We start from the raw sequence: 26449 nt of genomic DNA, 5'->3' as shown, positions 1-26449 counted from the left end.
AAATCATTTGGGCGCCAATTGATCCACCAGAAAGTCGATAAACGCCCGGGTCTTCTGCGGCACCCGCCGTGCCGACGAATACACCGCGTTGATGGTGATCGCCGGGGCCTGCCATTCGCACAGCACCGGCACCAGCCGCCCGGCGGCCAGCGCATCCTCGACGATGAAGTCGGGCAGCAGGGCGATGCCCATGCCGGCTTCGGCGGCCTGGGCGAGCAAGTCGCCGTTGTTGGCGTGCAGTGGGCCGGTGACGTTCACCCGTTGGGTTTCCTTGCCATTGCACAGTTGCAGGCTGACACCGCTCTGTAGATACCCGTAGTTCAGGCATTGATGGGCGCGCAGATCCTGCGGAGTCTGCGGGACGCCCGCGCGCTCGAGATAAGCAGGGGATGCCACCATGATGCGCGGTGCGGGCGCCAGTTGCCGGGCGATCATCGTCGAGTCCGGCATGCTGGCGATGCGGATGGTTACGTCAAACCCACCCCGCACCGGGTCGACCTGCTGGTCGCTGAGCACCAGTTGCAGCTCGATGTTCGGGTGCAATTCATGAAACAGCGGAATCAACGGCCCCAATCGCCGAAGACCGAACGACATCGGCGCATTGACCCGCAACACACCGCGTAACTCGCCGATGCCGTCACGGGCGCGTTGCTCGGCCTCGTCCAGCGCCGCCAACACTTCCCGTGCTGCTTCGAAATACTCGGCCCCGGCCTCGGTCAGGTGCAGGCTGCGGGTGGTGCGTTGCAGCAATTGCACGCCGATGGCTTCTTCCAGTGCCTGAATCTGTTTACTGACTTTCGAGCGCGGCACGTCCATGGCCCTGGCGGCTGCGGCGAAGCCGTTCTCGCCGACCGTGACGACGAAGGCACGCATGCATTCGATGCGATCCATATTGTCCCTATTTTAGAATCAATGATTCTCGATTTTAGGTAATTGTCCCTTTTATCGCCAGCCCCTAAAGTGACATCCAAGCCGACAGCAAAGCCTCTTGCGGCAACGTCGACTAACCCTGAACTCATTCGAAAGTATCGACATCAAAAGGAACGCGCCATGTCTATTCGTGAACTGCTCAACCCAACCAACTCCGCCCTGATCCTGATCGACCACCAGCCACAAATGGCTTTCGGCGTTCAGTCCATCGATCGTCAGACCCTGAAGAACAACACCGTCGGCCTCGCCAAGGCGGCAAAGATCTTCAACGTACCGACCATCTACACCTCGGTTGAAACCGAAAGTTTCAGCGGTTACATCTGGCCGGAATTGTTGGCTGTGCACCCGGATCAAAAGCCGATCGAGCGCACTTCGATGAACTCCTGGGAAGACAAGGCACTGGTTGACGCGGTGAAAGCCACGGGGCGAAAAAAACTGATCATCGCGGCGCTGTGGACTGAGGTCTGCCTGACGTTCCCGGCATTGGAAGCCCTGGCTGAAGGCTACGAGGTCTACATCGTCACCGACGCTTCCGGTGGCACCAGCAAAGAAGCCCACGACATGTCGGTGCAACGGATGATTCAGGCCGGCGCGGTACCGGTGACCTGGCAGCAAGTGCTGCTCGAATACCAGCGTGACTGGGCGCACAAGGACACTTACGAGGCGGTCATGGAACTGGTGCTGGAACACAGCGGCGCGTACGGCATGGGCGTGGATTACGCCTATACCATGGTGCACAAGGCGCCGCAGCGGCAGGTCAAGTAACCCGCAAACGCTGAAATGGATGTACCCCTGCCCCTGTAGGAGCGAGCTTGCTCGCGAAAAACGTCTGAACAACGCGATCAATCAGACAGCACGCGTTATCGTTGACGTCCATCGCGAGCAAGCTCGCTCCTACAGGTTTTTTGTGGGGTTACATCCTGCGTTTTTCGGCTTCGGGAAGATGGCTCGCGCCCAACACCGCCGGCAATATCCCCGCACGCAAATCCGTTCCGCTCGGCTGCTGATAAAGGCTCAGCCCGAACTCCGGCAGCACCGCCAGCAGGTAGTCGAAAATATCCCCCTGGATCCGCTCGTAATCGGCCCACGCTGTGGTGCGGGTAAAACAGTAGATTTCCAGCGGAATACCCTGGGCCGTGGTCTGCATCTGGCGGACCATGCAGGTCATGTTCGGCTGGATCTCCGGGTGACTCTTCAGGTAGGCCAGCGCATAGGCACGGAAAGTGCCGATATTGGTCATCCGCCGGCGGTTGGCCGACATGGCCGCGACGTTGCCCTGGGCTTCGTTCCAGGCCTTGAGTTCGGCCTGTTTGCGGGTGATGTAGTCGGTGAGCAAGTGCACCTGGGACAGCTTCAGCTCTTCGTCGTCACGCAGAAAGCGTACGCCGCTGGCGTCGATGAACAGGCTGCGTTTGATTCGGCGGCCACCGGAAGCCTGCATGCCGCGCCAGTTCTTGAACGACTCGGACATCAGGCGCCAGGTCGGGATCGAGACGATGGTCTTGTCAAAGTTCTGCACCTTGACCGTGTGCAGGGTGATGTCCACTACATCGCCGTCGGCGCCCACCTGGGGCATCTCGATCCAGTCGCCGACCCGCAGCATGTCGTTGCTGGTCAACTGCACGCTGGCGACGAACGACAGCAGCGTATCCTTGTAGACCAACAGAATCACCGCCGACATGGCACCCAGCCCCGACAGCAGCAACAGCGGCGAGCGGTCGATCAGCGTGGCGACGATGATGATCGCGCCAAACACGTACAGCACCATTTTCGCCAGTTGCACATAGCCTTTGATCGAGCGGGTGCGGGCGTGCTCGGTGCGGGCGTAGATGTCCAGCAGGGCATTGAGCAGGGCGCTGACCGCCAACAGCAGAAACAGCAAGGTGAACGACAGCGCGACGTTGCCGAGGAATTTCAGGCTGGCTTTGCTCAGGTCCGGCACCAGATTGAGCCCGAACTGGATCACCAGCGAAGGCGTGATCTGCGCCAGGCGATGGAACACCTTGTTCTGCAGGAAATCATTGACCCAATGCAAGGCCGGCTGGCGGCCGAGCATTTTGGTCGCGTGCAAAATGAGGTAACGCGCCACCCGTCCGAGGAACAGCGCAAGCGCCAGGAGCAACAATAGCGACAGGCTGGAGTGCACGAGCGGGTGCTGATCGAGGGCGTCCCAAAGGTCTTGGACGTTGATCCAGAGCTGTTTGATATCCATGGTTAAAACGATTCTTCTGTAGAGCGCGAGGGGCGATTAGAGCATTTAAGACGCTTTGTATTACGTTTGGGGCAAAATCAGGCAACAAAAAACCAACTGTTTACCGCCATTTGTATAAAGAAACTCGGCCTGAGCGCTCGAAACCGTTACCCTATGCAGCTGTTTTTTTGCATTTCTTCGAGGTAGCACCCGTGTTTTCCCAATTCGCCCTGCACGAACGCCTGCTCAAAGCCGTGGCCGAGCTGAAATTTGTCGAGCCAACGCCTGTGCAAGCCGCGGCCATTCCGCTGGCGCTCCAGGGGCGTGACCTGCGGGTGACGGCGCAAACCGGTAGCGGCAAAACCGCTGCATTCGTTTTGCCCATCCTCAACCGTCTGATCGGCCCGGCGAAAATCCGTGTCAGCATCAAGACCCTGATCCTGCTGCCGACCCGCGAACTGGCCCAGCAGACGCTGAAGGAAGTTGAACGCTTCTCGCAGTTCACCTTCATCAAGTCCGGCCTGATCACCGGTGGCGAAGACTTCAAGGTCCAGGCCGCGATGCTGCGCAAGGTGCCGGACATCCTGATCGGTACGCCGGGCCGGATGATCGAGCAACTGAACGCCGGCAACCTCGACCTCAAGGAAGTCGAAGTTCTGGTGCTCGACGAAGCCGACCGCATGCTCGACATGGGCTTTGCCGAAGACGTGCAGCGCCTGGTGGACGAATGCCCGAATCGTCAGCAGACCATGCTGTTCTCCGCCACCACTGGCGGTTCCGGCCTGCGCGAGATGATTGCCAAGGTCCTGAACAACCCTGAGCACCTGCAGCTCAACGCGGTCAGCCAGCTGAACGACACCACTCGCCAGCAAATCATCACCGCTGACCACAACCAGCACAAAGAACAGATCGTCAATTGGCTGCTGGCCAACGAGACCTACCAGAAGGCCATCGTCTTCACCAACACCCGGGCCATGGCCGACCGCATCTACGGCCGCCTGGTGGCGCAGGAATACAAAGCGTTCGTGCTGCACGGCGAGAAAGACCAGAAGGATCGCAAACTGGCGATCGACCGCCTGAAGCAGGGCGGCGTGAAAATCCTCGTGGCCACCGACGTCGCCGCTCGCGGCCTGGACGTGGACGGTCTGGACCTGGTGATCAACTTCGACATGCCACGCAGCGGCGACGAATACGTGCACCGCATCGGTCGTACCGGCCGCGCCGGCAACGATGGCCTGGCGATCTCGCTGATCTGCCACGGCGACTGGAACCTGATGTCGAGCATCGAGCGCTACCTCAAGCAGAGCTTCGAGCGCCGTACCATCAAGGAAGTCAAAGGCACCTACGGCGGACCGAAAAAGGTCAAGGCCTCGGGCAAGGCCGTCGGCGTGAAGAAGAAAAAGACCGACGCCAAGGGCGATAAGAAGAAAACTGCCGCCAAGACCCCGACCAAGCGCAAGAGCGCCAATCGGCCGAAGAGCGATTCGCTGGTCAGCAAGGACGGCATGGCCCCGCTCAAGCGCCGCAAGCCGGAAGCGCCGGCTGCTGAATAAGCCAATGCAGTGACCCCAAAAAAACCGGACAGATGTCCGGTTTTTTTATGCTCGAAATTCCTCAATAAATCAGCTTTCGGCTTTCTTGTCCGCTGTCTGCAACGCCTTCAAACGCTGATCAATCAAAGGAGCCGTCCTGCATACCGGTCGGAAACGCCCGATTTAACCGCAAGCGCTTTTTGAATGGATCCATTATTTGACGTCAGAATGATGGCCATTTAGTATTGCGCCACTATTGTGCTATCACCTTCCGATTCGAGGGATCGAACATGTACTCACCCGCCCTTGTGGCGAGGTTGTGCCTGGCTTTGCTGTGCCTTTCTCCACTGAATTCCGCTAATGCTGCCACCACCCCGGGTGACACTGATCTCATTCGCGAACGTCAGGATCGTCTGCTCGAAGAGCAACGTCGGCGTCTCGAAGAACTCAAGGAATTGCCTGGTAAGGAAGCCAGACCCGTTCAGCCCGCGGCGCCAGCGGACACCCGTTGTTTCCCCATCACCGACATCGAACTCAAGGGCGCCGACAGCCTTTCCGATAGCGAAAAAAACCGTCTGCTCAAGCCTTACATCGGCCAATGCCTGGGCATCACTCAGCTCAACGAACTGCTGAAAGTCATCACCGATCACTACATCGAAAAAGGTCTGGTCACCAGCCGTGCTTATTTGCCGCAGCAGGATTTGTCCGGCGGGCACCTGAAGGTGCTGGTGGTCGAGGGCAAACTCGAAGGACTGAAAGGTGCGGAGGGCAGCAAGCTGTCGGACCGAGAGCTGGGCATGGCATTCCCCGGAAAAACCGGTGAGTTGGTCAACCTGCGCGAAATCGAGCAACTGGTCGATCAACTCAACCGCTTGCCATCGAATCAGGCACAGATGGAATTGGCGCCGGGCCAGAACGTTGGCGGCAGCGAAGTTCTGGTCAAGAACACCCCGCAAAAACCCTGGCGCGCCGGGTTGTCCCGCAGCAACGACGGCCTGCGCAGCACCGGCGAGCAGCAGTGGGGCACGACGTTTGATTGGGACAGCCCGCTGGGACTGGCCGATCAGTTGAATCTGCGAGGTGGTCACGATGCGGTGAGCGATCACCAGCACACCTCCAGTAACGCAATGCTCAATTACAGCCTGCCGTGGGGCTGGTGGAACTTCAGCTACTCCTACAGCCAGAGTGACTATCGCTCGTTGGCCCAAGCCAACGGCTTCAACTTCAAACAGACCGGCGACAGCGAAAACCATCAGCTACACGCTGAGCGGGTGATCCATCGCGATGCCGTGAGCAAGACCTCGCTCAGTACCGGCCTGTCGTACCTGCGCACCAACAACTTCATCGAAGACAGCAAGCTCAAACTGAGCAGTAACCGTATCAGCGAAGCACAGTTTGGGATCAACCACGGTCGGCGAGTCGGCAGCGCATTCGTCAACCTCGACCTCGGGATGCAAGAGGGTATCGGTGCGTTCGATGCGCAGGGCGACGATCACCCGGGCCCTGGCGAGCCGAACGCGCGCTACCGCAAATACACCGCCACGGCGAGCTACTTGCAGCCGTTCAAGCTGTGGGACGAGTCGCTCAGTTTCAGCAGCCTGATGACCGGCCAGCGCAGTGAAGACGTGCTGTTCGGCCCGCAGCGCACCAGCCTTGGCGGGTTGTCGTCGATCCGTGGTTACAAGGAGCAATCCTTGTCCGGTGACAGCGGCGGTTACTGGCGCAACGACCTGCGCTGGAGCCGCCAGGTCACCCTGGATTGGCTGCGTCCGGTGTTCGCTGAATACGGCACCGGCCTCGGCTACGACCAGGGCGTGATTCGGAACGATCGCTACAACGGCGATCAGCACGGGCGCATGTCCAGCAACTCGGTGGAGGTGTTTGCTCGCGGCCAGCACCTCGCCGTCAGTGTGACCTTTGCCCATTCCCTTGAACGTCCGGACGCCCTGACCGAGCGCGAAGCGCCGATCTATTTCCGGATGGATTTCTTTCTCTGATTTCGCCTCACCGAGACCTTCGACATGGATGCCCGCCAATACGCCTTCCTGAGCCGCCAGCCTTCCGCTGCAGTGAAATCGCGCGAGCACTTCTGGGGCATGCCCAAGCGCGGTTTGGCGTTCCTGTTGGCGAACGTGATGTTCTGGCAACCGGTGTGGGCGCAGGCCGACGGCATCGTGGTAGCCACGCCGGGCACCAGCCTCGGTCAGGCGGGCAACGGCGTGCCGATCGTCAACATCGCCACGCCCAATGGCACCGGGCTGTCGCATAACCAGTTCCACGATTACAACGTCGGCACCCAAGGCGTGATTCTCAACAACGCCACCGCGCGTACTCAATCCACCCAACTGGGCGGGATCATCGTCGGCAACCCGAACTTCAATGGGGTCGCCGCGCAGACCATCCTCAACGAAGTCAACGGCGGCAGCCCGAGCCAACTCAACGGCTACACCGAAGTGGCCGGCCAATCGGCACGGGTCATTGTTGCCAACCCCTATGGAATCAGCTGCAACGGCTGCGGCTTCATCAATACCCCGCGCGTGACATTGACCACCGGTAAACCCGTGCTGGAAAACGGGCGCGTGGATCGTTATCAGGTGGATCAGGGCAGTGTCTCCATCGACGGCGCAGGGCTGAATGCCAACAACGTCGACAGCTTCGAAATCATCACTCGCAGCGCGAAGATCAACGCCGAGATTCAAGCGAAAAACCTGACGATCGTGGCCGGTCGCAACGACGTCAACGCCCAGACTCTCAGTGCTACTGCTCGCGCCGATGACGGCAGCGCCAAACCACAATTGGCCATCGACAGTTCGGCGCTGGGCGGCATGTACGCCGGGGCGATCAAACTGGTCGGCACCGAGGCCGGCGTCGGGGTGAAGCTGGCCGGTAATCTGGCCGCCAGTGGCGGTGACATCCAGATCGATGCCAATGGTCATCTGAGCCTGGCCCAGACTGCTGCCGCCGGTGCAGTCAACGTCACAACCGCGAGCCTTGATGCCCAGGGACCGGTTTATGCGGGCACCAGCCTTGCAGTCACAGCCACTGGAGACCTCAACACACAACAAAACCTCGCTGCCCGCGACCGCATCAGCCTGTCCAGCGGCGGGCGACTGAGCAATCGGGCGGTGATCGAAGCCGGCGTCAACGCCGACAACAGCCGCAATACCAGCGGTGATGTAAGCCTCGCGGCGCAAAACCTCACCAACAGTGGCAGCGTGATCGCCAGCCGTTCGGTGCAAGCCGCGGTGGCACAGACCCTGTTCAACCAAGGTGGGACGCTGAACGGTCAAGGCAGCACGCAAATCTCTACCTCGACCCTGGATAACCGTCAGAAAGGTCGAGTGTTGAGCCAGGGCAGCCTGGGCGTTACCGCCAATCAGGTGTTGAACAGCCAAGGCGGCCTGATCACCAGTAGCGGCAACCTCAATGCCAACGCCGGCTATCTGGATAACAGCGGCGGTGAACTGTCCAGCCTGGCAGTCAGTACCGTGCAGGTGGGGGCTCTGGATAACGTTGCCGGTTTGATCGGCGCCGGGCAGAGCCTGAGTATCACCGCCAGTGGCCAGATGAATAATCAGGGAGGGCGTGCCCTGGCCCAGCAGGACCTACAGGTCAGCGCGGGTGCACTGGACAACAGTCAGCAAGGTTCGCTGGTCAGTCAAGGCACGTTGGGCCTGCACGTGGCTGGGACATTGGACAACCATCAGCAAGGCAAGCTGACCAGCACTGGCGCGCTGACCGCACAAATTGCCGGAGCGCTGCTCAATCAGTTCGGGCTGATCAACGCGGGCGGCAATCTGCAACTCAGCGCCAGTTCGCTGGACAACCGCAACGCCCAACTGTCGAGCGTCGGCGACCTGACGTTAAGCGCCAGTCAGGCGGACAACAGCAGCGGCGGTCAGATCCTGGCCAACGGCGACCTCTCACTGAGCCTCGACCGCTTGAACAATCAGCTCAAGGGCGTGATCGCCGGGCAGCGTGATGTCCGGCTCAACGCCGGGCAGCTGGATAACAGCGGGGCGGGCAGCCTGTACGCGAAACGCAATCTCAACCTGACCTTGGCCAACCAATTGAACAACACGCAGGGCACCCTGCGCGGCGACGGCACGCTCACGCTGCAAGCGGCGAGCCTGGGCAACAATGGCGGCAGCGTATCCGGCGTGGGTGGATTGACCGTGACCAGCAGCGGCGCGATTGCCAACCAGGGCGGCGCCCTGCTGACCGACGCCGGTCTGACCTTGAACAGCGGCAGTCTCGATAACAGCCAGCAAGGTCGCATCGCCGGTAACGGCGTAGTACTCAACACCGGCGCGTTCACCAACCAGCAAGGCGGGAGCCTGACCAGCACTGGCGCGCTCAGCCTCACGGCCGGCCAAGTGGATAACAGTGTGGCTGGCCGCATCGCCAGCGCCATGGCGTTGACCGCAACCGTCACCGGCCTCGATCAGCACGCGGGCGGGCAATTGTTCAGCAGCACGGATGTCACCCTGGACTTGAGCAATGGCCAGCTGAACAACCAGGGCGGCTTACTGACGGCACCGGGTCAACTGCTGCTGAAAAACCTCAATGCCGTCGCTAACCAGGGCGGGGAAATTTCCAGTGCCAAGGCGTTCAGCCTGACCGCGCAAAGCCTCGACAACACCGACGGCAAGCTGCTCAGCGACCAGGGTTTGACCGTGCGCATCAATCAGGCACTGACCAACGTCAGAGGCTTGATTTCGGCAGCGAGTGTGGATGTTCGCGCCGCTCGGCTCGACAACAGCAACGGCAACATCAGCAGCGATGCCGACCTGAACCTGCAACTGGCTGGCGCGCTGCTCAACCAGGGCGGCGCGCTGCTGACCAACGCCGGTCTGACCTTGAACAGCGGTAGTCTCGATAACAGCCAGCAAGGTCGCATCGCCGGTAAAGGCGTGGTACTCAACACCGGCGAGTTCAGCAACCAGCAAGGCGGGAGCCTGACCAGCACTGGCGCGCTGACCGCACAAATTGCCGGAGCGCTGCTCAATCAGTTCGGGCTGATCAACGCGGGCGGCAATCTGCAACTCAGCGCCAATTCGCTGGACAACCGCAACGCCCAACTGTCGAGCGTCGGCGACCTTACGTTAAGCGCCAGTCAGGCGGACAACAGCAGCGGCGGTCAGATCCTGGCCAACGGCGACCTCTCACTGAGCCTCGACCGCTTGAACAATCAGCTCAAGGGCGTGATCGCCGGGCAGCGTGATGTCCGGCTCAACGCCGGGCAGCTGGATAACAGCGGGCGGGCAGCCTGTACGCGAAACGCAATCTCAACCTGACCCTGGCCAATCAATTGAACAACACGCAGGCACCCTGCGCGGCGACGGCACGCTCACGCTGCAAGCGGCGAGCCTGGGCAACAATGGCGGCAGCGTATCCGGCGTGGGCGGATTGACCGTGACCAGCAGCGGCGCGATTGCAAGGGCGGCGCCCTGCTGACCGACGCCGGTCTGACCTTGAACAGCGGCAGTCTCGATAACAGCCAGCAGGGTCGCATCGCCGGTAAAGGCGTAGTACTCAACACCGGCGCGTTCACCAACCAGCAAGGCGGAAGCCTGACCAGCACTGGTGCGCTCAGTCTCACGGCCGGCCAAGTGGATAACAGTGTGGCTGGCCGCATCGCCAGCGCCATGGCGTTGACCGCAACCGTCACCGGCCTCGATCAGCACGCGGGCGGGCAATTGTTCAGCAGCACGGATGTTACCCTGGACTTGAGCAATGGCCAGTTGAACAACCAGGGCGGCTTTCTGACGGCACCGGGTCAACTGCTGCTGAAAAACCTCAATGCCGTCGCTAACCAGGGCGGGGAAATATCCAGTGCCAAGGCGTTCAGCCTGACGGCGCAAAGCCTCGACAACACCGACGGCAAGCTGCTCAGCGACCAGGGTTTGACCGTGCGCATCAATCAGGCATTGACCAACGTCAGAGGCTTGATTTCGGCAGCGAGTGTGGAGGCGCGTGCCGCTCGGCTCGACAACAGCAACGGCAGCATCAGCAGCGATGCTGACCTGAACCTGCAACTGACTGGTACACTGCTCAACCAGGGCGGCGCGCTGCTGACCAACGCCGGTCTGACGGACCTTGAAACGGCAGTAGTCTCGATAACAGCCAGCAAGGTCGCATCGCCGGTAAAGGCGTGGTACCAACACCGGCGAGTTCAGCAACCAGCAAGGCGGGAGCCTGACCAGCACTGGCGCGCTGACCGCACAAATTGCCGGAGCGCTGCTCAATCAGTTCGGGCTGATCAACGCGGGCGGCAATCTGCAACTCAGCGCCAGTTCGCTGGACAACCGCAACGCCCAACTGTCGAGCGTCGGCGACCTGACGTTAAGCGCCAGTCAGGCGGACAACAGCAGCGGCGGTCAGATCCTGGCCAACGGCGACCTCTCACTGAGCCTCGACCGCTTGAACAATCAGCTCAAGGGCGTGATCGCCGGGCAGCGTGATGTCCGGCTCAACGCCGGGCAGCTGGATAACAGCGGGGCGGGCAGCCTGTACGCGAAACGCAATCTCAACCTGACCCTGGCCAATCAATTGAACAACACGCAGGGCACCCTGCGCGGCGACGGCACGCTCACGCTGCAAGCGGCGAGCCTGGGCAACAATGGTGGCAGCGTATCCGGCGTGGGCGGATTGACCGTGACCAGCAGCGGCGCGATTGCCAACCAGGGCGGCGCCCTGCTGACCGACGCCGGTCTGACCTTGAACAGCGGCAGTCTCGATAACAGCCAGCAAGGTCGCATCGCCGGTAAAGGCGTAGTACTCAACACCGGCGCGTTCACCAACCAGCAAGGCGGGAGCCTGACCAGCACTGGCGCGCTGACCGCACACATTGCCGGAGCACTGCTCAATCAGTTCGGGCTGATCAACGTGGGCGGCAATCTGCAGCTCAGCGCCAATTCGCTGGACAACCGCAACGGCCAACTGTCGAGCGTCGGCGATCTGGCGTTAAGCGCCAGTCAGGTGGACAACAGCAACGGCCAGATCCTGGCCAACGGCGACATCGCACTGAGCCTCGATCGCTTGAACAATCAGCTCAAGGGCGTGATCGCCGGGCAGCGTGATGTCCAGCTCAACGCCGGGCAGCTGGATAACAGCGGGGCGGGCAGCCTGTACGCGAAACGCAATCTCAACCTGACCTTGGCCAACCAATTGAACAACACGCAGGGCACCCTGCGCGGCGACGGCACGCTCACGCTGCAAGCGGCGAGCCTGGGCAACAATGGTGGCAGCGTATCCGGCGTGGGCGGATTGACCGTGACCAGCAGCGGCGCGATTGCCAACCAGGGCGGCGCCCTGCTGACCGACGCCGGTCTGACCTTGAACAGCGGCAGTCTCGATAACAGCCAGCAGGGTCGTATCGCCGGTAACGGCGTAGTACTCAACACCGGCGCGTTCACCAACCAGCAAGGCGGAAGCCTGACCAGCACTGGCGCGCTGACCGCACACATTGCCGGAGCACTGCTCAATCAGTTCGGGCTGATCAACGTGGGCGGCAATCTGCAGCTCAGCGCCAATTCGCTGGACAACCGCAACGGCCAACTGTCGAGCGTCGGCGATCTGGCGATTCTGTTGAAAAAGTAGCTCCCCTGTCTGGCCTGCGGCAAAATCTCTGCATTGGCCAGCAGGGAAGCACGCAGCATGATGGGACAGTTATCGAGTGGGCAGGAGCGGCTGTTTTACTCGTTCAACCTTGAAGATCACATTCCCGCCAATCACCTTCTGCGCAGCATTGATCGGTGTCTTGATCTGAACGACCTGCGCCATTACCTCGCCGATTTCTATAGCCCGATTGGGCGTCCGTCGATTGATCCTGAACTGATGATCCGCATGCTGATCGTGGGCTATTGCTACGGCATTCGCCCGAGCGGCGGTTGTGCGAAGAGGCCCATTTGAACTTGGCGTATCGCTGGTTCTGCCGGTTGAACCTTGACGATGAAGTCCCCAACCACTGACCTTTTCCAAAAATCGACACGGCCGCTTTCGGGACAGTGAGCTGTTTCGCTGGTTGTTCAATGAAGTGCTGCGTCGCTGCATGGACGCAGGTCTGGTTAAAGGCGAAGGCTTTGCCGTGGACGCCAGCATCATCAAAGCGGATGCGAGTCGGCAGCGCGGCGTACCGGGTGATGAACCGATCAACTGGAGCGATCCGGCCCTGAGCACCCGCGCCGTGCGTGAGTACCTTGAAGGCCTCGATGAAGAGGCTTTGGCCGAAACGCTACCGAAGCGCCTGTCGCTGACGGATCTCAGGCTCGCTGGACCGCGGCTCCAGGCGGCCCAGCGTTCTACGCTTACTCCACGAATTATCTGATCGATACCGAGCACGGCGTGATCATGGATGTGGAACCCACACCGGCTCATCGCACCGCAGAAGTCGAGAGCACCAAGACGATGATCGATCGGGTTGAAGCGCAGTTCGACATCAAACCGGAACGCCTCATCGGCGACACCGCTTACGGCACAGCGCCGATGCTGGCCTGGATGGTGGAGGACAAAGACATCGAACCGCATGTGCCAGTGTGGGACAAAACTGAGCGCAAGAACGACAGCTTTTCGTAACGATTTCCACTGGAATGAAGAGGCTGAGGAATACCGCTGCCCGGCCGGCAACGTATTGCGCAGCGAATGGCGAGCCTTCAAGAACGAGCGTTCGCACGTCACCAAAGCCAACACCATCATCTTCCGATCCCGGCAGACCGACTGCGTTGCCTGTCCGATGAAAGCCAAGTGCTGCCCGAACACTTCGATTCGCAAGATCGTCCGCAGCGTCCATGAAGCCGCGCGTGATGTGGCTCGACGCATCGCAGCGACGCCGGCGTATCAGCGCAGCGCTCGCCACGAACGTAAGAAGGTCGAAATGTTGTTTGCCCACCTCAAGCGCATCCTGAAACTGGATCGCTTGCGCCTACGTGGTATGAGTGGCGCGTCCGATGAGTTCACGCTGGCCGCCGCGGTGCAGAACCTGCGACGGCTGGCCAAATTTACCTCTCAAGGGCCACCTGCTACGGGATAGGTGCGTCTGCACGAAGCAAAAACCTCAAATTAACCCAATAACCGAGCAGTAAAGGTTAACGAAGGGCCGAAAAACCACGCAACGTGGTGAATAGGTTCTCCAGAGGTGGCCGAGCCTGAGTTCAGGCGAGCTGAAAATCCGACTTTTTCAACACAATCTGGCGTTAAGCGCCAGTCAGGTGGACAACAGCAACGGCCAGATCCTGGCCAACGGCGACATCGCACTGAGCCTCGACCGCTTGAACAATCAGCTCAAGGGCGTGATCGCCGGGCAGCGTGATGTCCAGCTCAACGCCGGGCAGCTGGACAACAGCGGGGCGGGCAGCCTGTACGCGAAACGCAATCTCAACCTGACCCTCGCCAATCAATTGAACAACGCGCAGGGCACCCTGCGTGGCGACGGCACGCTCACGCTTCAAACGGCGAGCCTGGGCAACAATGGCGGTAGCGTATCCGGCGTGGGCGGATTGACCGTGACCAGCAGTGGCGCGATTGCCAACCAGGGCGGCGTCCTGCTGACCGACGCCGGTCTGACCTTGAGCAGCGGCAGTCTCGATAACAGCCAGCAAGGTCGCATCGCCGGTAAAGGCGTGGTACTCAACACCGGCGCATTCACCAACCAGCAAGGCGGGAGCCTGACCAGCACTGGCGCGCTCAGCTTCACGGCCAGCCAGGTGGATAACAGCGTGGCTGGCCGCATCGCCAGCGCCATGGCGTTGACCGCAACCGTCACCGGCCTCGATCAGCACGCGGGCGGGCAATTGTTCAGCAACACGGATGTCACCCTGGACATGAGCAATGGCCAGTTGAACAACCAGGGTGGTTTGCTGACGGCACCGGGTCACCTGCTGCTGAAAAACCTCAATGCCGTCGCTAACCAGGGCGGTGAAATTTCCAGTGCCAAGGCGTTCAGCCTGACGGCGCAAAGTCTCGACAACACCGACGGCAAGCTGCTCAGCGACCAGGGTTTGACCGTGCGCATCAATCAGGCCCTGACCAACGTCGGAGGGTTGATTTCGGCAGCGAGTGTGGATGCGCGCGCCGCTCGGCTCGACAACAGCAACGGCAGCATCAGCAGCGATGCCGACCTGAGCCTGCAACTGGCTGGTGCACTGCTCAACCAGGGCGGTGAACTGTCCAGCGCCGGCAACACCACCCTTGTAGCCATGAGCCTGGGCAATGGTGGCGGTCAGGTGCTGGCCGATCAGCGCCTGAGCCTGATGATCAGCGGCGCCGTGGATAACCAGGCCGGTACTTTGGGGGCCGGGCAAGGGCTGAGCATCAGCGCCGCAAGCCTGGATAACCGTCAGGCGGGCAGCCTGGTGACTGACGGTAACCTCGACCTCGGCCTCGGCGGCCTACTGAACAACCAGAGCGGCGGCAGCGTGCAGGCCAAGGGTGTGATGAACCTGCAAAGCCTGAGCCTGGATAACCGCGGTGGTCGCATCTCGGGCAAAAATCTGCTGACCTTGCGCAATGGCTCGTCGGACAATCGCGGCGGTGTCATTCGTGCCGACAAGGACGTGCAGCTCTACATCGATCAATTGGATAACCGCCAGCAAGGCCTGCTCAGCAGCAAGGCCGGCATTGGTTTCACCGGTCAGCATCTGGATAACCAGGGCGGCTTGCTTAGCGCCGTGGGCTTGCTGCAACTGCAAGCAGGCGTAGTGCTCAACAACGCAGGTCGTATCGCCAGTCAGAGCGACCTGATTGCCAATGTCGACACCTTGACCCAGCAGGGTGGCGAGATGGTCGCCCAAGGCACTCTGACGCTGACTGGCACCACGCTGGATAACAGCCGGGGCGGTTTGTTCGGGGCGACAAAAGCGCTGAAACTCAATGTCGGTGACATCGACAACCGCGGGGGTGAAATCTCCAGTCAGGTTGATGTCGCCATTGTCGGCCAACAACTGAACAACAGCGACGGCGGCAAGGTACTGGCGGGCACCGCACTGGGACTGAGCGTTGCGAGCCTGATCAATCAGAACAAGGGGCTACTGTTCGGCGACACGCTCAGCCTCAACGGCAAGAGTCTGAGCAATGCCGGGGGCACGCTCGCCAGCCAGCAGGGTCTCGCTATCAACCTTGCGGGCGATCTGGACAACAGCGCCGGCCTGCTCAGCAGCGAAGGGACTCTGACGGTCAACGCCGCCAGCCTGAACAACAGTGCGGGCAGTCTGTCCGCTGCCAATGCGTTGACCGTAACGATCACTGGCGTACTGAGCAATCAGGGTGGCTCGATCACCACCGATGCCGGGCTGACCCTCAACAGTGCCAGTCTTGATAACCGAAACAGCGGCGTGCTGTCCGGCAAAGGCGCGACCCGGGTCAGTACCGGTGCTTTCGACAACAGCCACGGCGGTCGCCTGACCAGCGCCAACACCCTGGACATGAGCGCCGCCCAAGTGATCAACCAGGACACTGGCAGGATTGCCAGTGCCATGGCGCTGACTGCAGCAGTCACGGGCCTCGACCAGCAGGGCGGTGAGCTGTTCAGCAATACGGCGTTGAGCCTTGATCTGAACCACGGCCAGTTGAATAACCAGGGTGGCTTGATCAATGCGCCCGGCGCGTTGCTGCTGAAAAATCTCAATGGCGTCGCCAACAACAATGGCGAAATCTCCAGCGCCCAAACCTTTACTGTCGACGCTCAAACACTCGACAACAGCGGCGGCAAGCTGCTCAGTTATCAAGCGCTGAAGCTGCGACTGGCGCAGGCGATGAGCAACATCAACGGCATCGTTTCCGCTGCCGCGCTGAACGCGCATAGCGCCAGTCTGGACAACAGCAGCGGTTTGATCAGCAGCCGTGACGGCCTGACTCTGGCCGTTGACAACAGCTTCACCAACCACAACGGCACCTTGATCGCCGACGGCAAACTGCTGCTCAGCGCTGCTACAACGGACAACAGCCTGGGGCAGATCGCCGGCAAACAAGACGTCACCGCCAGCATTGGCAGCTTGCAACAACAGGGCGGGCAACTGATCGCCCAAGGTAACCTGAGCCTGACCGGCGATCGCCTGGACAACCGCCTGAACGGCTTCGTTGGTGCGACGGGCACACTGGATATCAAGGTTGGCAACGTCGACAACCGTGGTGGCGAACTCTCCACCAAGGGCAACCTGACCCTGGTCGGCCAGCAACTGGATAACAGCGACAATGGACAAATTCTTGCCCAGAACACCCTGCTGCTGACAGTCGATCAAATCATCAACCGCAACAAAGGCCTGCTCTTTGGCAAGACCGGATTAAGCGTGACCGGCACCGGGCTGGATAACACCAGCGGATCCTTGCTCAGTCAGCAGAGCATCGACGTTGACCTCGGCGCTACGCTGGACAACAGCCTCGGCCTGTTCAGCAGCGAAGGTTCACTCGGCGCGCGGGTGGGCAATCTGATCAACACGGCAGGCAGCTTTTCCAGCGCCGGTAGCTTGAGCGTCAATAGCGCTGGGGCAATCAGCAACCAGGGCGGGCAACTGGTCACCGACGCCGACCTCAACCTGCACAGCGCCAGCCTCGACAACCGGCAGCAGGGTCGGATCAGCGGCAAAGGCCCCGTCTCGATTCAAACTGGTGCCTTCGACAACAGCCAGAGTGGCCGGGTCAGCAGCGCCGGTCGCCTCGACGTGATCGCCGCACAACTGACCAACCAGGCAGGTGGCAGCATCGGCAGTAGCGATGCACTGACCGTCAGCCTCACGGAGCTGGACCAGCAAAACGGCACCTTGTTCAGCAACAGCGCCCTGACCCTCGACTTGAACAACGGCCAGTTGAACAACCAGGGTGGCCTGATCAATGCACCGCTACTGTTGTTGAACAACCTCAACGGTGTCGCCAACCAGGGTGGGGAAATCTCCAGTGCCCAAGCCTTTACCCTGGCGTCGCAAAACTTCGACAACAGCGGCGGCAAGCTTCTGAGCAACCAGGGCCTGACCCTGCGCGTCACTCAGGCACTGAGCAACATCAACGGCATGATCGCTGCCACCAGCCTCGACACAGGCGCCGGTACGCTGGACAACAGCGGCGGGCTCCTGACCAGCCGGGGCAACCTCGCGCTCAACGTCAATGGCCTGTTGAGCAACCAGAACAACGGCCTGATAAACGCTGCGCAGACACTCAACCTCAATTCCGCCGGCCTCAACAACCGGGGCGGCCAACTGCTCGGCGGCACGGCGCTGACAATCAACGCAGCGGCCCTGGACAACAGCGCCAATGGCCTGATCAACAGCCAGGGCGGATTGAGCCTGACTGCCAACAGCCTGGACTCCAGCAGCGGCGGCGAAGTGTCGGCAAAAAGCGACATCGACCTGACCCTCGGCGCCTTGAGCCAGAATGGTGGTCGATTGCTCGGCAGTGCCGGCATCAGCCTGAACCTGAGTGGCGGCGACCTGAGCAACCGCAACGGCCTGATCACCGCCCAGGGTCCACTGAACATCAGCCACCTGCGTGATCTGAACAACGAGGGCGGTGAAGTTTCCAGTAGCCAAAGTGTTGCTCTGGCCGGACGCACCTTCGACAACAATGGCGGCAAACTGATCAGCAGCAACCTGCTGAGCCTCAACGCCACCGGCAACCTGCTCAACCAGAACGGCCTGATCTCCGGCTGGCAGGGCCTCACCGTGACAGGCGCCAGCCTCGACAACCGCAACAACGGCACGCTCTCCAGCCGCAACGGCAACCTCGGCGTGACCCTGAGTGGTGACTTGCTCAACAGTGGCGCCGGTGCCTTGGTCAGCCAAAGTGCACTCACCGTCAACGCCGCCAGCCTCGACAACAGCGGCGGCATCCTGTCCAGTGGCGCCGGTCAGACCCTGACCCTCAGCGGCCTGCTGAACAACAGCCAGAATGGCCTGATCGACAGCGGTGCGGCCCTCGTCGTGCAAGCCATGACCCTTGGCAATGCGGCGGGTGTGATCAACGCGCAACAGAGCCTGAGCTTCACCGGTACCCACCTGGACAACACTACCGGTAGCCTGGTTGGCAATGGCGCGGTCACCCTCGACTTGCTCGGCGTCTTGACCAACACCAGCGGCAAACTCGCCAGTGCCGGCCCGCTACTGATTCAAGGTGCGAGCCAGATCAACAACCAGGGTGGGCAACTGGCGAGCCAGTCTCTGCTGACCCTGCTCACCGGCGGCCTCGACAACAACAATCGCGGCACCGTGGCCGCCAACGGTCAACTATTGCTCGCGGCAACGGGCACCGTGCAGAACAACACCGATGGCTTGATCTACAGCAAGAATGGTGGCGTGCAACTGCAAGCCGCCAACCTGGCCAACAACCTGGGTGTGCTGCAAAGCCAGGGTTCGCTGAGCCTCACTGTCGCCGGTGACATCGACAACTATAGCGGTCGCATCATCGCCCAAGGCAGCGACCTGACCGTCATTGCCGGCAACCTCGACAACCGCGGCGGCGTGTTGGCCAGCCTGCAAGGCGCGTTCACCGCCCACCTCACCGGCGTACTGAAAAACAGCTACGACCCAACCAACAACAACCAGGGCGGCGTCACCCAGGCCCAGCGCCTGGACCTGACCGCGCTGGCTGGCATCAACAACTACGGCGGGCGTATCGCTGCGCAAGCCGGCGATACGATCATTCATACCGCTGACTTCGACAACCGCAATGGCGGCCTTTACGCCCGGGGCCGAGTCAGTGTCACTGGTAACAACTTCGACAACAGCGGCAGCAATGACGGCCAGATCGCCGGCAGCCAGATCGACCTGACCCTGAGCGGTGCTCTGAACAACCGCCTGGGCATCATCGAAAGCGACAGTACCCTGGCGATCTCCGCCGCGAGTATCGACAACCAGACGGGCCAACTACGTGCCCTCGGCACCGGTGGCGCTACCCAATTCAACATCGGTGGCCTGCTCGATAACCGTAATGGCACCGTCGAAAGCGCCAACAGCGACCTGACCCTTGCTGCCGGCAACTTCCTTAACACTGGCGGCACCCTGTTGCATGTCGGCACCGGCACTTTTGGCCTGTCCATGACCAGCGTCGTCAACGCCGGCGGCAGCATCGTCACCCGTGGCGGCCTGACGCTCAATGCGGACACCTGGACCAACAGCAGCGTCATTCAGGCCGGGCGCCTGAACGTCAACGTCAACAACTTCAGCCAAACCGCCGGCGGCCAACTCCTGGCCTCCGACAGTTTCACGGGGAGCGGGGCAATTGGTACAACGATGGGTTGATTGCCAGCAGCGGTAGCCTTGCCCTCAACCTGGGCGGTGTTTATAGCGGCAATGGCAGCGTGAGCAGTGTCGGCAATCTTGGTTTGAGTGCTGCGCAGATCAACCTTACCCCTGTGGCGAGTATCACGGCTGGCGCCAGTGGAACCGTAAGTAGCAGTGGCAGCCTGACCAACCTCGGACGCCTCACTTCAGCCGGGGCACTGACCGTCAATGCCGCCTACTTGAACAACCAGGGCACCCTGGGCAGTGGTGCCAACCTGCGCGTCAACGCCTCCTCCATCCTCAACCAGAATGGCCTGATCTTCAGCGGCGGCGACATGGCGCTGCGCACTGATAACTTCACCAACCGCTACGCGGATGTCTATGGCCTCGGCAACGTCAGCATCGCCAGGGACGACAACAATGGATTGAGTGCGTCGATCTCCAACGTGTCGGCGACCATCGAGAGTGGTGGTGACCTGAGCCTGGCGTCCAGCTCCATCGAGAACCGCAAGGACGTATTCCTGACCACAGGCGGGTTGGTCTCTGGCGAGATCGGCGTGCAGTGCTACACCTGCTCTTCGCTCGATCCTCTTGCCCCGTTGGGCTTAAGCAGCTATGCGGTCTGGGTGGAAAACTACCAGTCGCAGATTGCTCAGGATTCCGCCTCGGCCAGTATGACGGCTGGTCGTAACTTTCTGGCAAACGGCGGGGTGTTTCTCAATCAGGCGTCGACCATCAGCGCAGGAAACAACCTCACGTTCAACCTGCAGACCTTTACGAATCAAGGGGCTTCTGTAGGCGACTATAACGTGCGGCGATCTATTGCTCTTACTGCAGGGCAACAGACTACCGATTTGAATCTATGGAATTCGATCATGGCTTACAACGCTGCCAATGATCCTTCCTACGATCCGGGATCATTGGGATACGTTGGCGGCAGCAACCCGACATTCTCAAGGCCTAACCTCCATTTCTGGAACAGTTCCGGAGCCGAATCCGTAATACAGGTGGCACCTCACCCTGGCGGCAAAAACGGGGAAAACTACATTAGGTTTGGTTCGGTATACATCACCGTGCCTGCTGGATCCTTATGGTACGACTTTACGCTTCCTCATTACGGCGACGGTGTTCGGACCGCTGCACCGGACGCGATCCAGTCCGCAATTCCCTTCGACACCACGGTGACTTACAACAGCCCATCGTCTTACGCTAATGCGGTTGTGCAGGCAGGTGGTGCAGTCAGCATCACCGCGTCGCAAAATCTCACCAATAGTGTGATTCGCGAAGGAGTGGTCATCGGTTCCGGTGCATCACGCGTCGGCTCGACCCAGCTCAATGGGCAGCCCGCCCCGACCATCGTCAACCTCAACGCCCAACTACCTCCCAACCTGGCCCAACAGCAGATCAATCCCCTGACACTGCCGGGCTTCAACCTGCCAACCGGCCAGAACGGCCTGTTCCGCCTGAGCGGGCAGGGCGGTAGCGGTGCCCAGGCAACTCAGGCTAACGCTGCGCCACAAAGCTGGACCTTCGGTGGCGCCAGTCTCGCCTTGGCTCAACGCGACCAGACCGTGCCGGATGCTCAGGTGCGCGATATCCAACTGAGCGATATCACACAGGCCTCGGCCGCCAGCCGTCAGGTGGTCGCGGACGCCCGTCAAGGTGCCGGCGTTATCAGCAACACATCGTCGATCAATGTCACGGCGCCGAGCGATGGCGGTGCCGGCAGCGTCGTCGTGCCGGGGCACAGCGCCGATGCGCCCGCTGCTACTGTAGTCAGCGATATAACCGGCGCGAACCTGTCCGGTCAGCCCGGTGTCGTCGTTCCGCTACCAGGTCAGCCCGGTGTCGTCGTTCCGCTACCCGGTCAGCCCGGTGTCGTCGTTCCGCTACCAGGTCAGCCCGGTGTCGTCGCTCCGCAGCCAGGTCGGCCCAGTGTCGTCGTTCCGCTGCCAGGTCAGCCCGGTGTCATCGCTCCGCAGCCAGGTCAGCCCGGTGCCGTCGCTCCGCAGCCAGGTCAGCCCGGTGTCGTCGCTGCGCTGCCAGGTAGGCCCGGTGTCGTCGCTCCGCAGCCAGGTCAGCCCGGTGTAGTCGCTCCGTTGCCAGGTCAGCCCGGAGTAGTCGCTCCGCTGCCGGGTCAGCCCGGTGTCGTCGCTCCGCTGCCAGGTCAACCCGCCGCCGTAGCTCCGCTGCCCGGCCAGACATCGCCTGCCATTGCGCAAATCACCCCGGCAGCCAGCCAGACCGTCGCCCGGGTGCAAGGCCTGCCGAGCAGTAGCGGTCAGTCCAAACCGCAAAAATACCTGATCGAAACCAATCCAGTGCTCACCGACCTCAAGCAGTTCATGAGCTCGGACTACCTGCTGGGCAACCTCGGCTACGATCCTGACGACAGCGCCAAGCGCCTCGGCGATGGTCTTTATGAACAACGCCTGATTCAGCAAGCGGTGGTCGCCCGTACCGGTCAACGCTTTCTCGACGGCCTGACCTCGGACGAGGCCATGTTCAAGTACCTCATGAACAACGCCATCGCCAGCAAACAGCAACTCGCCGCCGTAGCTCCGCTGCCCGGCCAGACATCGCCTGCCATTGCGCAAATCACCCCGGCAGCCAGCCAGACCGTCGCCCGGGTGCAAGGCCTGCCGAGCAGTAGCGGTCAGTCCAAACCGCAAAAATACCTGATCGAAACCAATCCAGTGCTCACCGACCTCAAGCAGTTCATGAGCTCGGACTACCTGCTGGGCAACCTCGGCTACGATCCTGACGACAGCGCCAAGCGCCTCGGCGATGGTCTTTATGAACAACGCCTGATTCAGCAAGCGGTGGTCGCCCGTACCGGTCAACGCTTTCTCGACGGCCTGACCTCGGACGAGGCCATGTTCAAGTACCTCATGAACAACGCCATCGCCAGCAAACAGCAACTCAACCTGTCGCTGGGCGTATCCCTCACCGCCGAACAGGTCGCAGCACTCACCCACGACATCGTCTGGATGGAAACCATGCAGGTCAATGGCGAGGACGTGCTGGTGCCGGTGCTGTACCTGGCCAACGCCAACAATCGCCTGGCACCCAACGGGGCGCTGATCCAGGGCCGCGACGTGACCCTGATCGCCGGGCAAGACCTGAACAACGCCGGTACTCTGCGCGCCAGCAACAACCTGGCTGCCATGGCCGGCAATGACCTGGTCAACAGCGGCCTGGTCGAAGCCGGCAACCGCCTCGACCTGCTTGCGGGAAACAACCTCGTCAACAAGGCCGGCGGCATCATCGCGGGCCGTGACGTCACCCTTACTGCCGTCAACGGTGACGTGATCAACGAGCGCAGCGTGACCACCGCGCAAGCCAGCAATGGTGATTTCAGCACCGGCCGCGCGTACGCCGATAGCGCCGCCCGCATCGAAGCCGCCAACGACCTGACCATCAAGGCCGGTCGTGACGTCAACAACATCGGCGGGATGCTACAGAGCGGCCGCGACACTACGATCAACGCCGGTCGGGATGTGAATCTGGTTTCCGCGCAGGCCGAAAATAAGCTTGCGAGCGGCAGCAGCTTTGTCGACCAAAACATCACCCAGATGAGTGGCTCGGTCAGCGCCGGTCGTGACCTCTCGGTCAACGCGGGGCGCGACATCAGCGTCATCGCCAGCCAGCTCGACGCCAAACGCAACATCGCCCTGGCCGCCACGGACAACCTCACTTTGGCCTCGGCAGCGGACGAGGCGCATAGCTACAGCAAATCCAAAAAAGTCACGACGCAGGAAGACCACGTCAGCCAGGTCGGCACCCGCCTCACCGCCGGCGGCAACGTCGCCCTGAGTGCCGGCCAGGACCTGACCCTGCTCTCCAGCCGGGTCAGCGCCGGTGATGAAGCCTACCTGGTGGCGGGCGGCAATCTTGAGTTGCTGGCTGCACAGGACAGCGATTACTCGCTGTATGACATGAAGAAGAAGGGCCGCTTCGGTAGCAAGAAGACCCAGCGCGATGAAGTCACCGATGTGAAAAACTTCGGCAGTGAAATCCAAGCCGGTGGTGACCTGAGCCTGATCAGTGGTGGCGATCAACGTTACCAGGGCGCCAAGCTCAACAGTGGCCAGGACCTGACCCTGGACAGCGGCGGCAGTATCACCTTCGAAGCGGTCAAGGACCTGCACCAGGAGAGCCACGAGAAGAGTAGCAGCAACCTAGCCTGGACCAGCGCCAAGGGTAAGGGCAATACCGACGAAACCGTGCGCCAAAGTCAATTGGTGGCTCAGGGCGAGCTCGCAATGAGGGCCGCAGGAAAAATCACGATCGACATAAAACAGATTGATCAGAAAACCGTTAGTGAAACCATTGATGCAATGGTGAAAGTTGAGCCCGAACTAGCGTGGATAAAACAGGCAGAAGCCAACGGTCAGGTCGATTGGAGGCTGGTCAAGGAAATCCATGACAGCTGGAAGTATGACAACTCCGGACTCGGGGCTGCATCTGCGTTAGTCATTGCCATTGTCGCCAGCATGTTTCTCGGTCCTATGATGGGAGCCGTGGCCACCAACTTCACCGTGGGTACCGTGAATAGCGGTGGCGATTTGGGGGCTGGCCTGAAAGCCACCGTCAGCAAAGATGCAATCAAGGGTTATGCCACGCAATTTGCTACCGGCTATGCATTGAATGGTCTCGATGGGATGGTGAGTGGCTGGAGTACCGATGGAGCGCTCATTCTGAAAGCGGACGGGATCATGAATCCCGGCTACTCGGCAAGCATGCTGGATTGGAACACCATCAGTCAGAACGTCCTGCGTAGCACGGCACATGCACTGGTTGCAGGCTCTATCAACACAGCCATCAACGGAGGCAGTTTAAAAGACAATCTGGGTGCCTCCCTGGTCTCTGAAGGGCTGGATCTTGCCGCTGCCTTTGGCAATAAACAGGTTGGAGACCTTGCCGATCATTTGAACGTCGATCCAGGGTCGGCACAGAAAATACTGATGCATGCAATCTTGGGAGGTGCACTTTCGGCGGCAAGGGGGGGCGACTTCAAGACTGGAGCCTTGGCGGGGGCGGCAGTGGAGGGGCTGAATGCGATTACAACCGAGGCCTTAGGTAACTATCTGGATTCGCGTTTTGCCACCGATGATCAATTCAAGGTGGGCACCGCTCAGATTATCGGAGTTCTGGCTGGCGCCATGGGTGGTGGCGATCCAGAGATTGCAAGCTGGGTAGCGGGCAATGCCGAGCGTTACAATCAGCAAGTGCACAGAGAGGCAGCAGCCCGTTTGGAGAAAGGCTTCGCTACCCTGCATGAGCAAAACCAGTTTGTGGATCTGCAGCCACAGGATGTACTGGCAGACCTGCAGAAAATTGCCGATGGTGAAAAAGACCCTGCGAAGCTGAACCCTAGAACTGTTGAATTTCTGAATCAATTCTCTCCTGGGGATCTTCGTGAAATTTTCTTTGAGCCGACTCTGACGGAGCAAATTGTCGGGCTGGGCATTGACCTGTTTTTCCCCACGCCAACCGGGAAGGGTAAAGCGGCGGTGGCAATCTCTGGCCCGGTAGGCAAAGAGATTCTGGAGGCCTTGGAGAAAAAATTCGGTGCGGCGTTGGCGGAAGGAGGTGCAAAAGCTACAGGGACCGTAGACAATCTCGCCAATGGCGTAGCAGATGTAACAAAGAGACCATCCGGTTTTAGAAAGCAAACAGTTCAAGATTCTTGGGATAACGCAGCAACTGGTTCTGCACCAGGGACAAAAGCATGCCCTACCTGCAGCACAGATGTGGGTGTTGCTCCAGGGCAGGGGCGAAGAGATTGGGATGTAGACCACCAGCCTCCTTGGAGTCAGCGTGACCTTTCCGGGAAAACGCGTTCAGAGGTATTAGATGAATACAACACCGGTACGAGGCTCGAATGTCCGGGCTGTAACCGTTCACGTGGGGCGAGGCCTGCTGATCAATGACTTTAGTCTCACACATTGAGCAGACGCTTGGGGCGCTAGACTTAGGCTGGAGTTTTAGCGAAAACTCCAGCCCAGTACAGGTTGTACGTTTCAGGAATCAACCCTTCGACGGCGCGGTGACTTATGTCACGCTTGGCCTGAGTAATACTCCATTGCAAATGTCGCAGGGGCGTAAAGTTAGGCAAGAGTTTGTCTTTACCGCTTATGAAAAGTTTGCTGCTGAAGAAATTGCATCTTTTATGCTTTCCTTTTGTGATTATGTTTTGGCAAAGGATCAAGCATTGCTTCGCGGAGACGTTATAGGGCCTAGTGCACCATTGATTACGGGGGTGGCAGTCAATTCTCTATATGCCTCTATTCCTGTTTTGTTTGATGAGGGCTTTTCTACTTATAAAGAGTCCTCGCCGCATACTGTAATGGTGTGGTTAGTTCCGCTGCTTGAAACTGAGGCTCAGTTTGTCAAGTCCAATGGCTGGAGTCAGTTTGAAGATGTACTTGAGCATATGGATCCTGATCTCTGGGAGCTAAACAGAGCGCCTATTGTGGGATAACTACCTCTACTTTTTATTTTCTACTTGTTAGGTCCTCCAATACATGCGTTGACGGAATAAAGAATCGCACCAGGAATTTTTTGTGCGGGGATAGTGCATGACC

The 26449-nt window shown here is 60.2% G+C and carries 11 protein-coding genes and 3 pseudogenes; 12 read left to right on the top strand and 2 right to left on the bottom strand.

Going from position 1 to position 26449, the window contains the following annotated elements:
• Positions 1-3: 3 nt before the first annotated feature.
• Positions 4-891 carry a LysR family transcriptional regulator gene (locus RS887_RS03750; RefSeq protein ID WP_322614420.1) on the bottom strand — a complete coding sequence of 296 codons (888 nt, stop codon included), beginning with the start codon at positions 889-891 and terminating at the stop codon, positions 4-6.
• A 159-nt stretch (positions 892-1050) separates the two neighbouring features.
• Here RS887_RS03750 and RS887_RS03745 point away from each other — a divergent pair, with 159 nt between their 5' ends.
• On the top strand, positions 1051-1695 hold the full coding sequence (locus RS887_RS03745; protein WP_008018228.1) for a hydrolase: 645 nt from the start codon (positions 1051-1053) through the stop codon (positions 1693-1695).
• Positions 1696-1843: 148 nt separating this feature from the next.
• Here RS887_RS03745 and RS887_RS03740 read toward each other — a convergent pair whose 3' ends face one another.
• Positions 1844-3142, bottom strand: a complete 1299-nt coding sequence (locus tag RS887_RS03740; RefSeq protein WP_322614419.1) for a mechanosensitive ion channel family protein — start codon at positions 3140-3142, stop codon at positions 1844-1846.
• Positions 3143-3333: 191 nt separating this feature from the next.
• Here RS887_RS03740 and RS887_RS03735 point away from each other — a divergent pair, with 191 nt between their 5' ends.
• From RS887_RS03735 to RS887_RS03690, 11 genes and pseudogenes are all read left to right on the top strand, one after another.
• Entirely contained in the window at positions 3334-4674 is a 1341-nt protein-coding gene (locus RS887_RS03735) for a DEAD/DEAH box helicase (protein WP_008018231.1), read from the top strand.
• A 269-nt stretch (positions 4675-4943) separates the two neighbouring features.
• Positions 4944-6650 (top strand): ShlB/FhaC/HecB family hemolysin secretion/activation protein, encoded by a 1707-nt coding sequence (locus tag RS887_RS03730; RefSeq protein WP_322614418.1) that lies wholly within the window; start codon positions 4944-4946, stop codon positions 6648-6650.
• Between the two features lie 24 nt (positions 6651-6674).
• Entirely contained in the window at positions 6675-9950 is a 3276-nt protein-coding gene (locus RS887_RS03725) for a filamentous hemagglutinin N-terminal domain-containing protein (RefSeq protein ID WP_322614417.1), read from the top strand.
• On the top strand, positions 9877-10110 hold the full coding sequence (locus RS887_RS03720; RefSeq protein WP_322614416.1) for a hypothetical protein: 234 nt from the start codon (positions 9877-9879) through the stop codon (positions 10108-10110). The genes RS887_RS03725 and RS887_RS03720 overlap by 74 nt, the downstream gene beginning before the upstream one ends.
• A gap of 17 nt (positions 10111-10127) precedes the next feature.
• A pseudogene (locus RS887_RS30445) lies at positions 10128-10667 on the top strand (filamentous hemagglutinin); the annotation flags it as partial.
• A gap of 184 nt (positions 10668-10851) precedes the next feature.
• Positions 10852-10971, top strand: a pseudogene (locus tag RS887_RS30440) (hypothetical protein); the annotation flags it as partial.
• 105 nt (positions 10972-11076) lie between these two features.
• Entirely contained in the window at positions 11077-12255 is a 1179-nt protein-coding gene (locus RS887_RS03710) for a hypothetical protein (RefSeq protein ID WP_323131739.1), read from the top strand.
• A 57-nt stretch (positions 12256-12312) separates the two neighbouring features.
• Positions 12313-13684: pseudogene (locus RS887_RS03705) on the top strand (transposase).
• A 178-nt stretch (positions 13685-13862) separates the two neighbouring features.
• Entirely contained in the window at positions 13863-19877 is a 6015-nt protein-coding gene (locus tag RS887_RS03700) for a hypothetical protein (RefSeq protein ID WP_322614415.1), read from the top strand.
• Entirely contained in the window at positions 19874-25795 is a 5922-nt protein-coding gene (locus RS887_RS03695; RefSeq protein WP_322614414.1) for a DUF637 domain-containing protein, read from the top strand. The genes RS887_RS03700 and RS887_RS03695 overlap by 4 nt, the downstream gene beginning before the upstream one ends.
• Positions 25792-26346 (top strand): suppressor of fused domain protein, encoded by a 555-nt coding sequence (locus tag RS887_RS03690; RefSeq protein ID WP_322614413.1) that lies wholly within the window; start codon positions 25792-25794, stop codon positions 26344-26346. Before RS887_RS03695 ends, RS887_RS03690 begins: the two co-directional genes overlap by 4 nt.
• The last annotated feature ends 103 nt before the right edge of the window (positions 26347-26449 follow it).

This window comes from Pseudomonas sp. BIC9C (assembly GCF_034541995.1).
In the GTDB taxonomy this organism is placed as follows: Bacteria; Pseudomonadota; Gammaproteobacteria; order Pseudomonadales; family Pseudomonadaceae; genus Aquipseudomonas; species Aquipseudomonas fluorescens_CC.
This window is presented reverse-complemented; position numbering and strand designations above follow the sequence as displayed.

Coding starts and splice junctions, on each gene's coding strand:
- RS887_RS03750 (WP_322614420.1), bottom strand. CDS start 891: ATGGATCGCATCGAATGCATGCGTGCCTTCGTCGTCACGGTCGGCGAG.
- RS887_RS03720 (WP_322614416.1), top strand. CDS start 9,877: ATGTCCGGCTCAACGCCGGGCAGCTGGATAACAGCGGGCGGGCAGCCT.
- RS887_RS03730 (WP_322614418.1), top strand. CDS start 4,944: ATGTACTCACCCGCCCTTGTGGCGAGGTTGTGCCTGGCTTTGCTGTGC.
- RS887_RS03745 (WP_008018228.1), top strand. CDS start 1,051: ATGTCTATTCGTGAACTGCTCAACCCAACCAACTCCGCCCTGATCCTG.
- RS887_RS03740 (WP_322614419.1), bottom strand. CDS start 3,142: ATGGATATCAAACAGCTCTGGATCAACGTCCAAGACCTTTGGGACGCC.
- RS887_RS03725 (WP_322614417.1), top strand. CDS start 6,675: ATGGATGCCCGCCAATACGCCTTCCTGAGCCGCCAGCCTTCCGCTGCA.
- RS887_RS03690 (WP_322614413.1), top strand. CDS start 25,792: ATGACTTTAGTCTCACACATTGAGCAGACGCTTGGGGCGCTAGACTTA.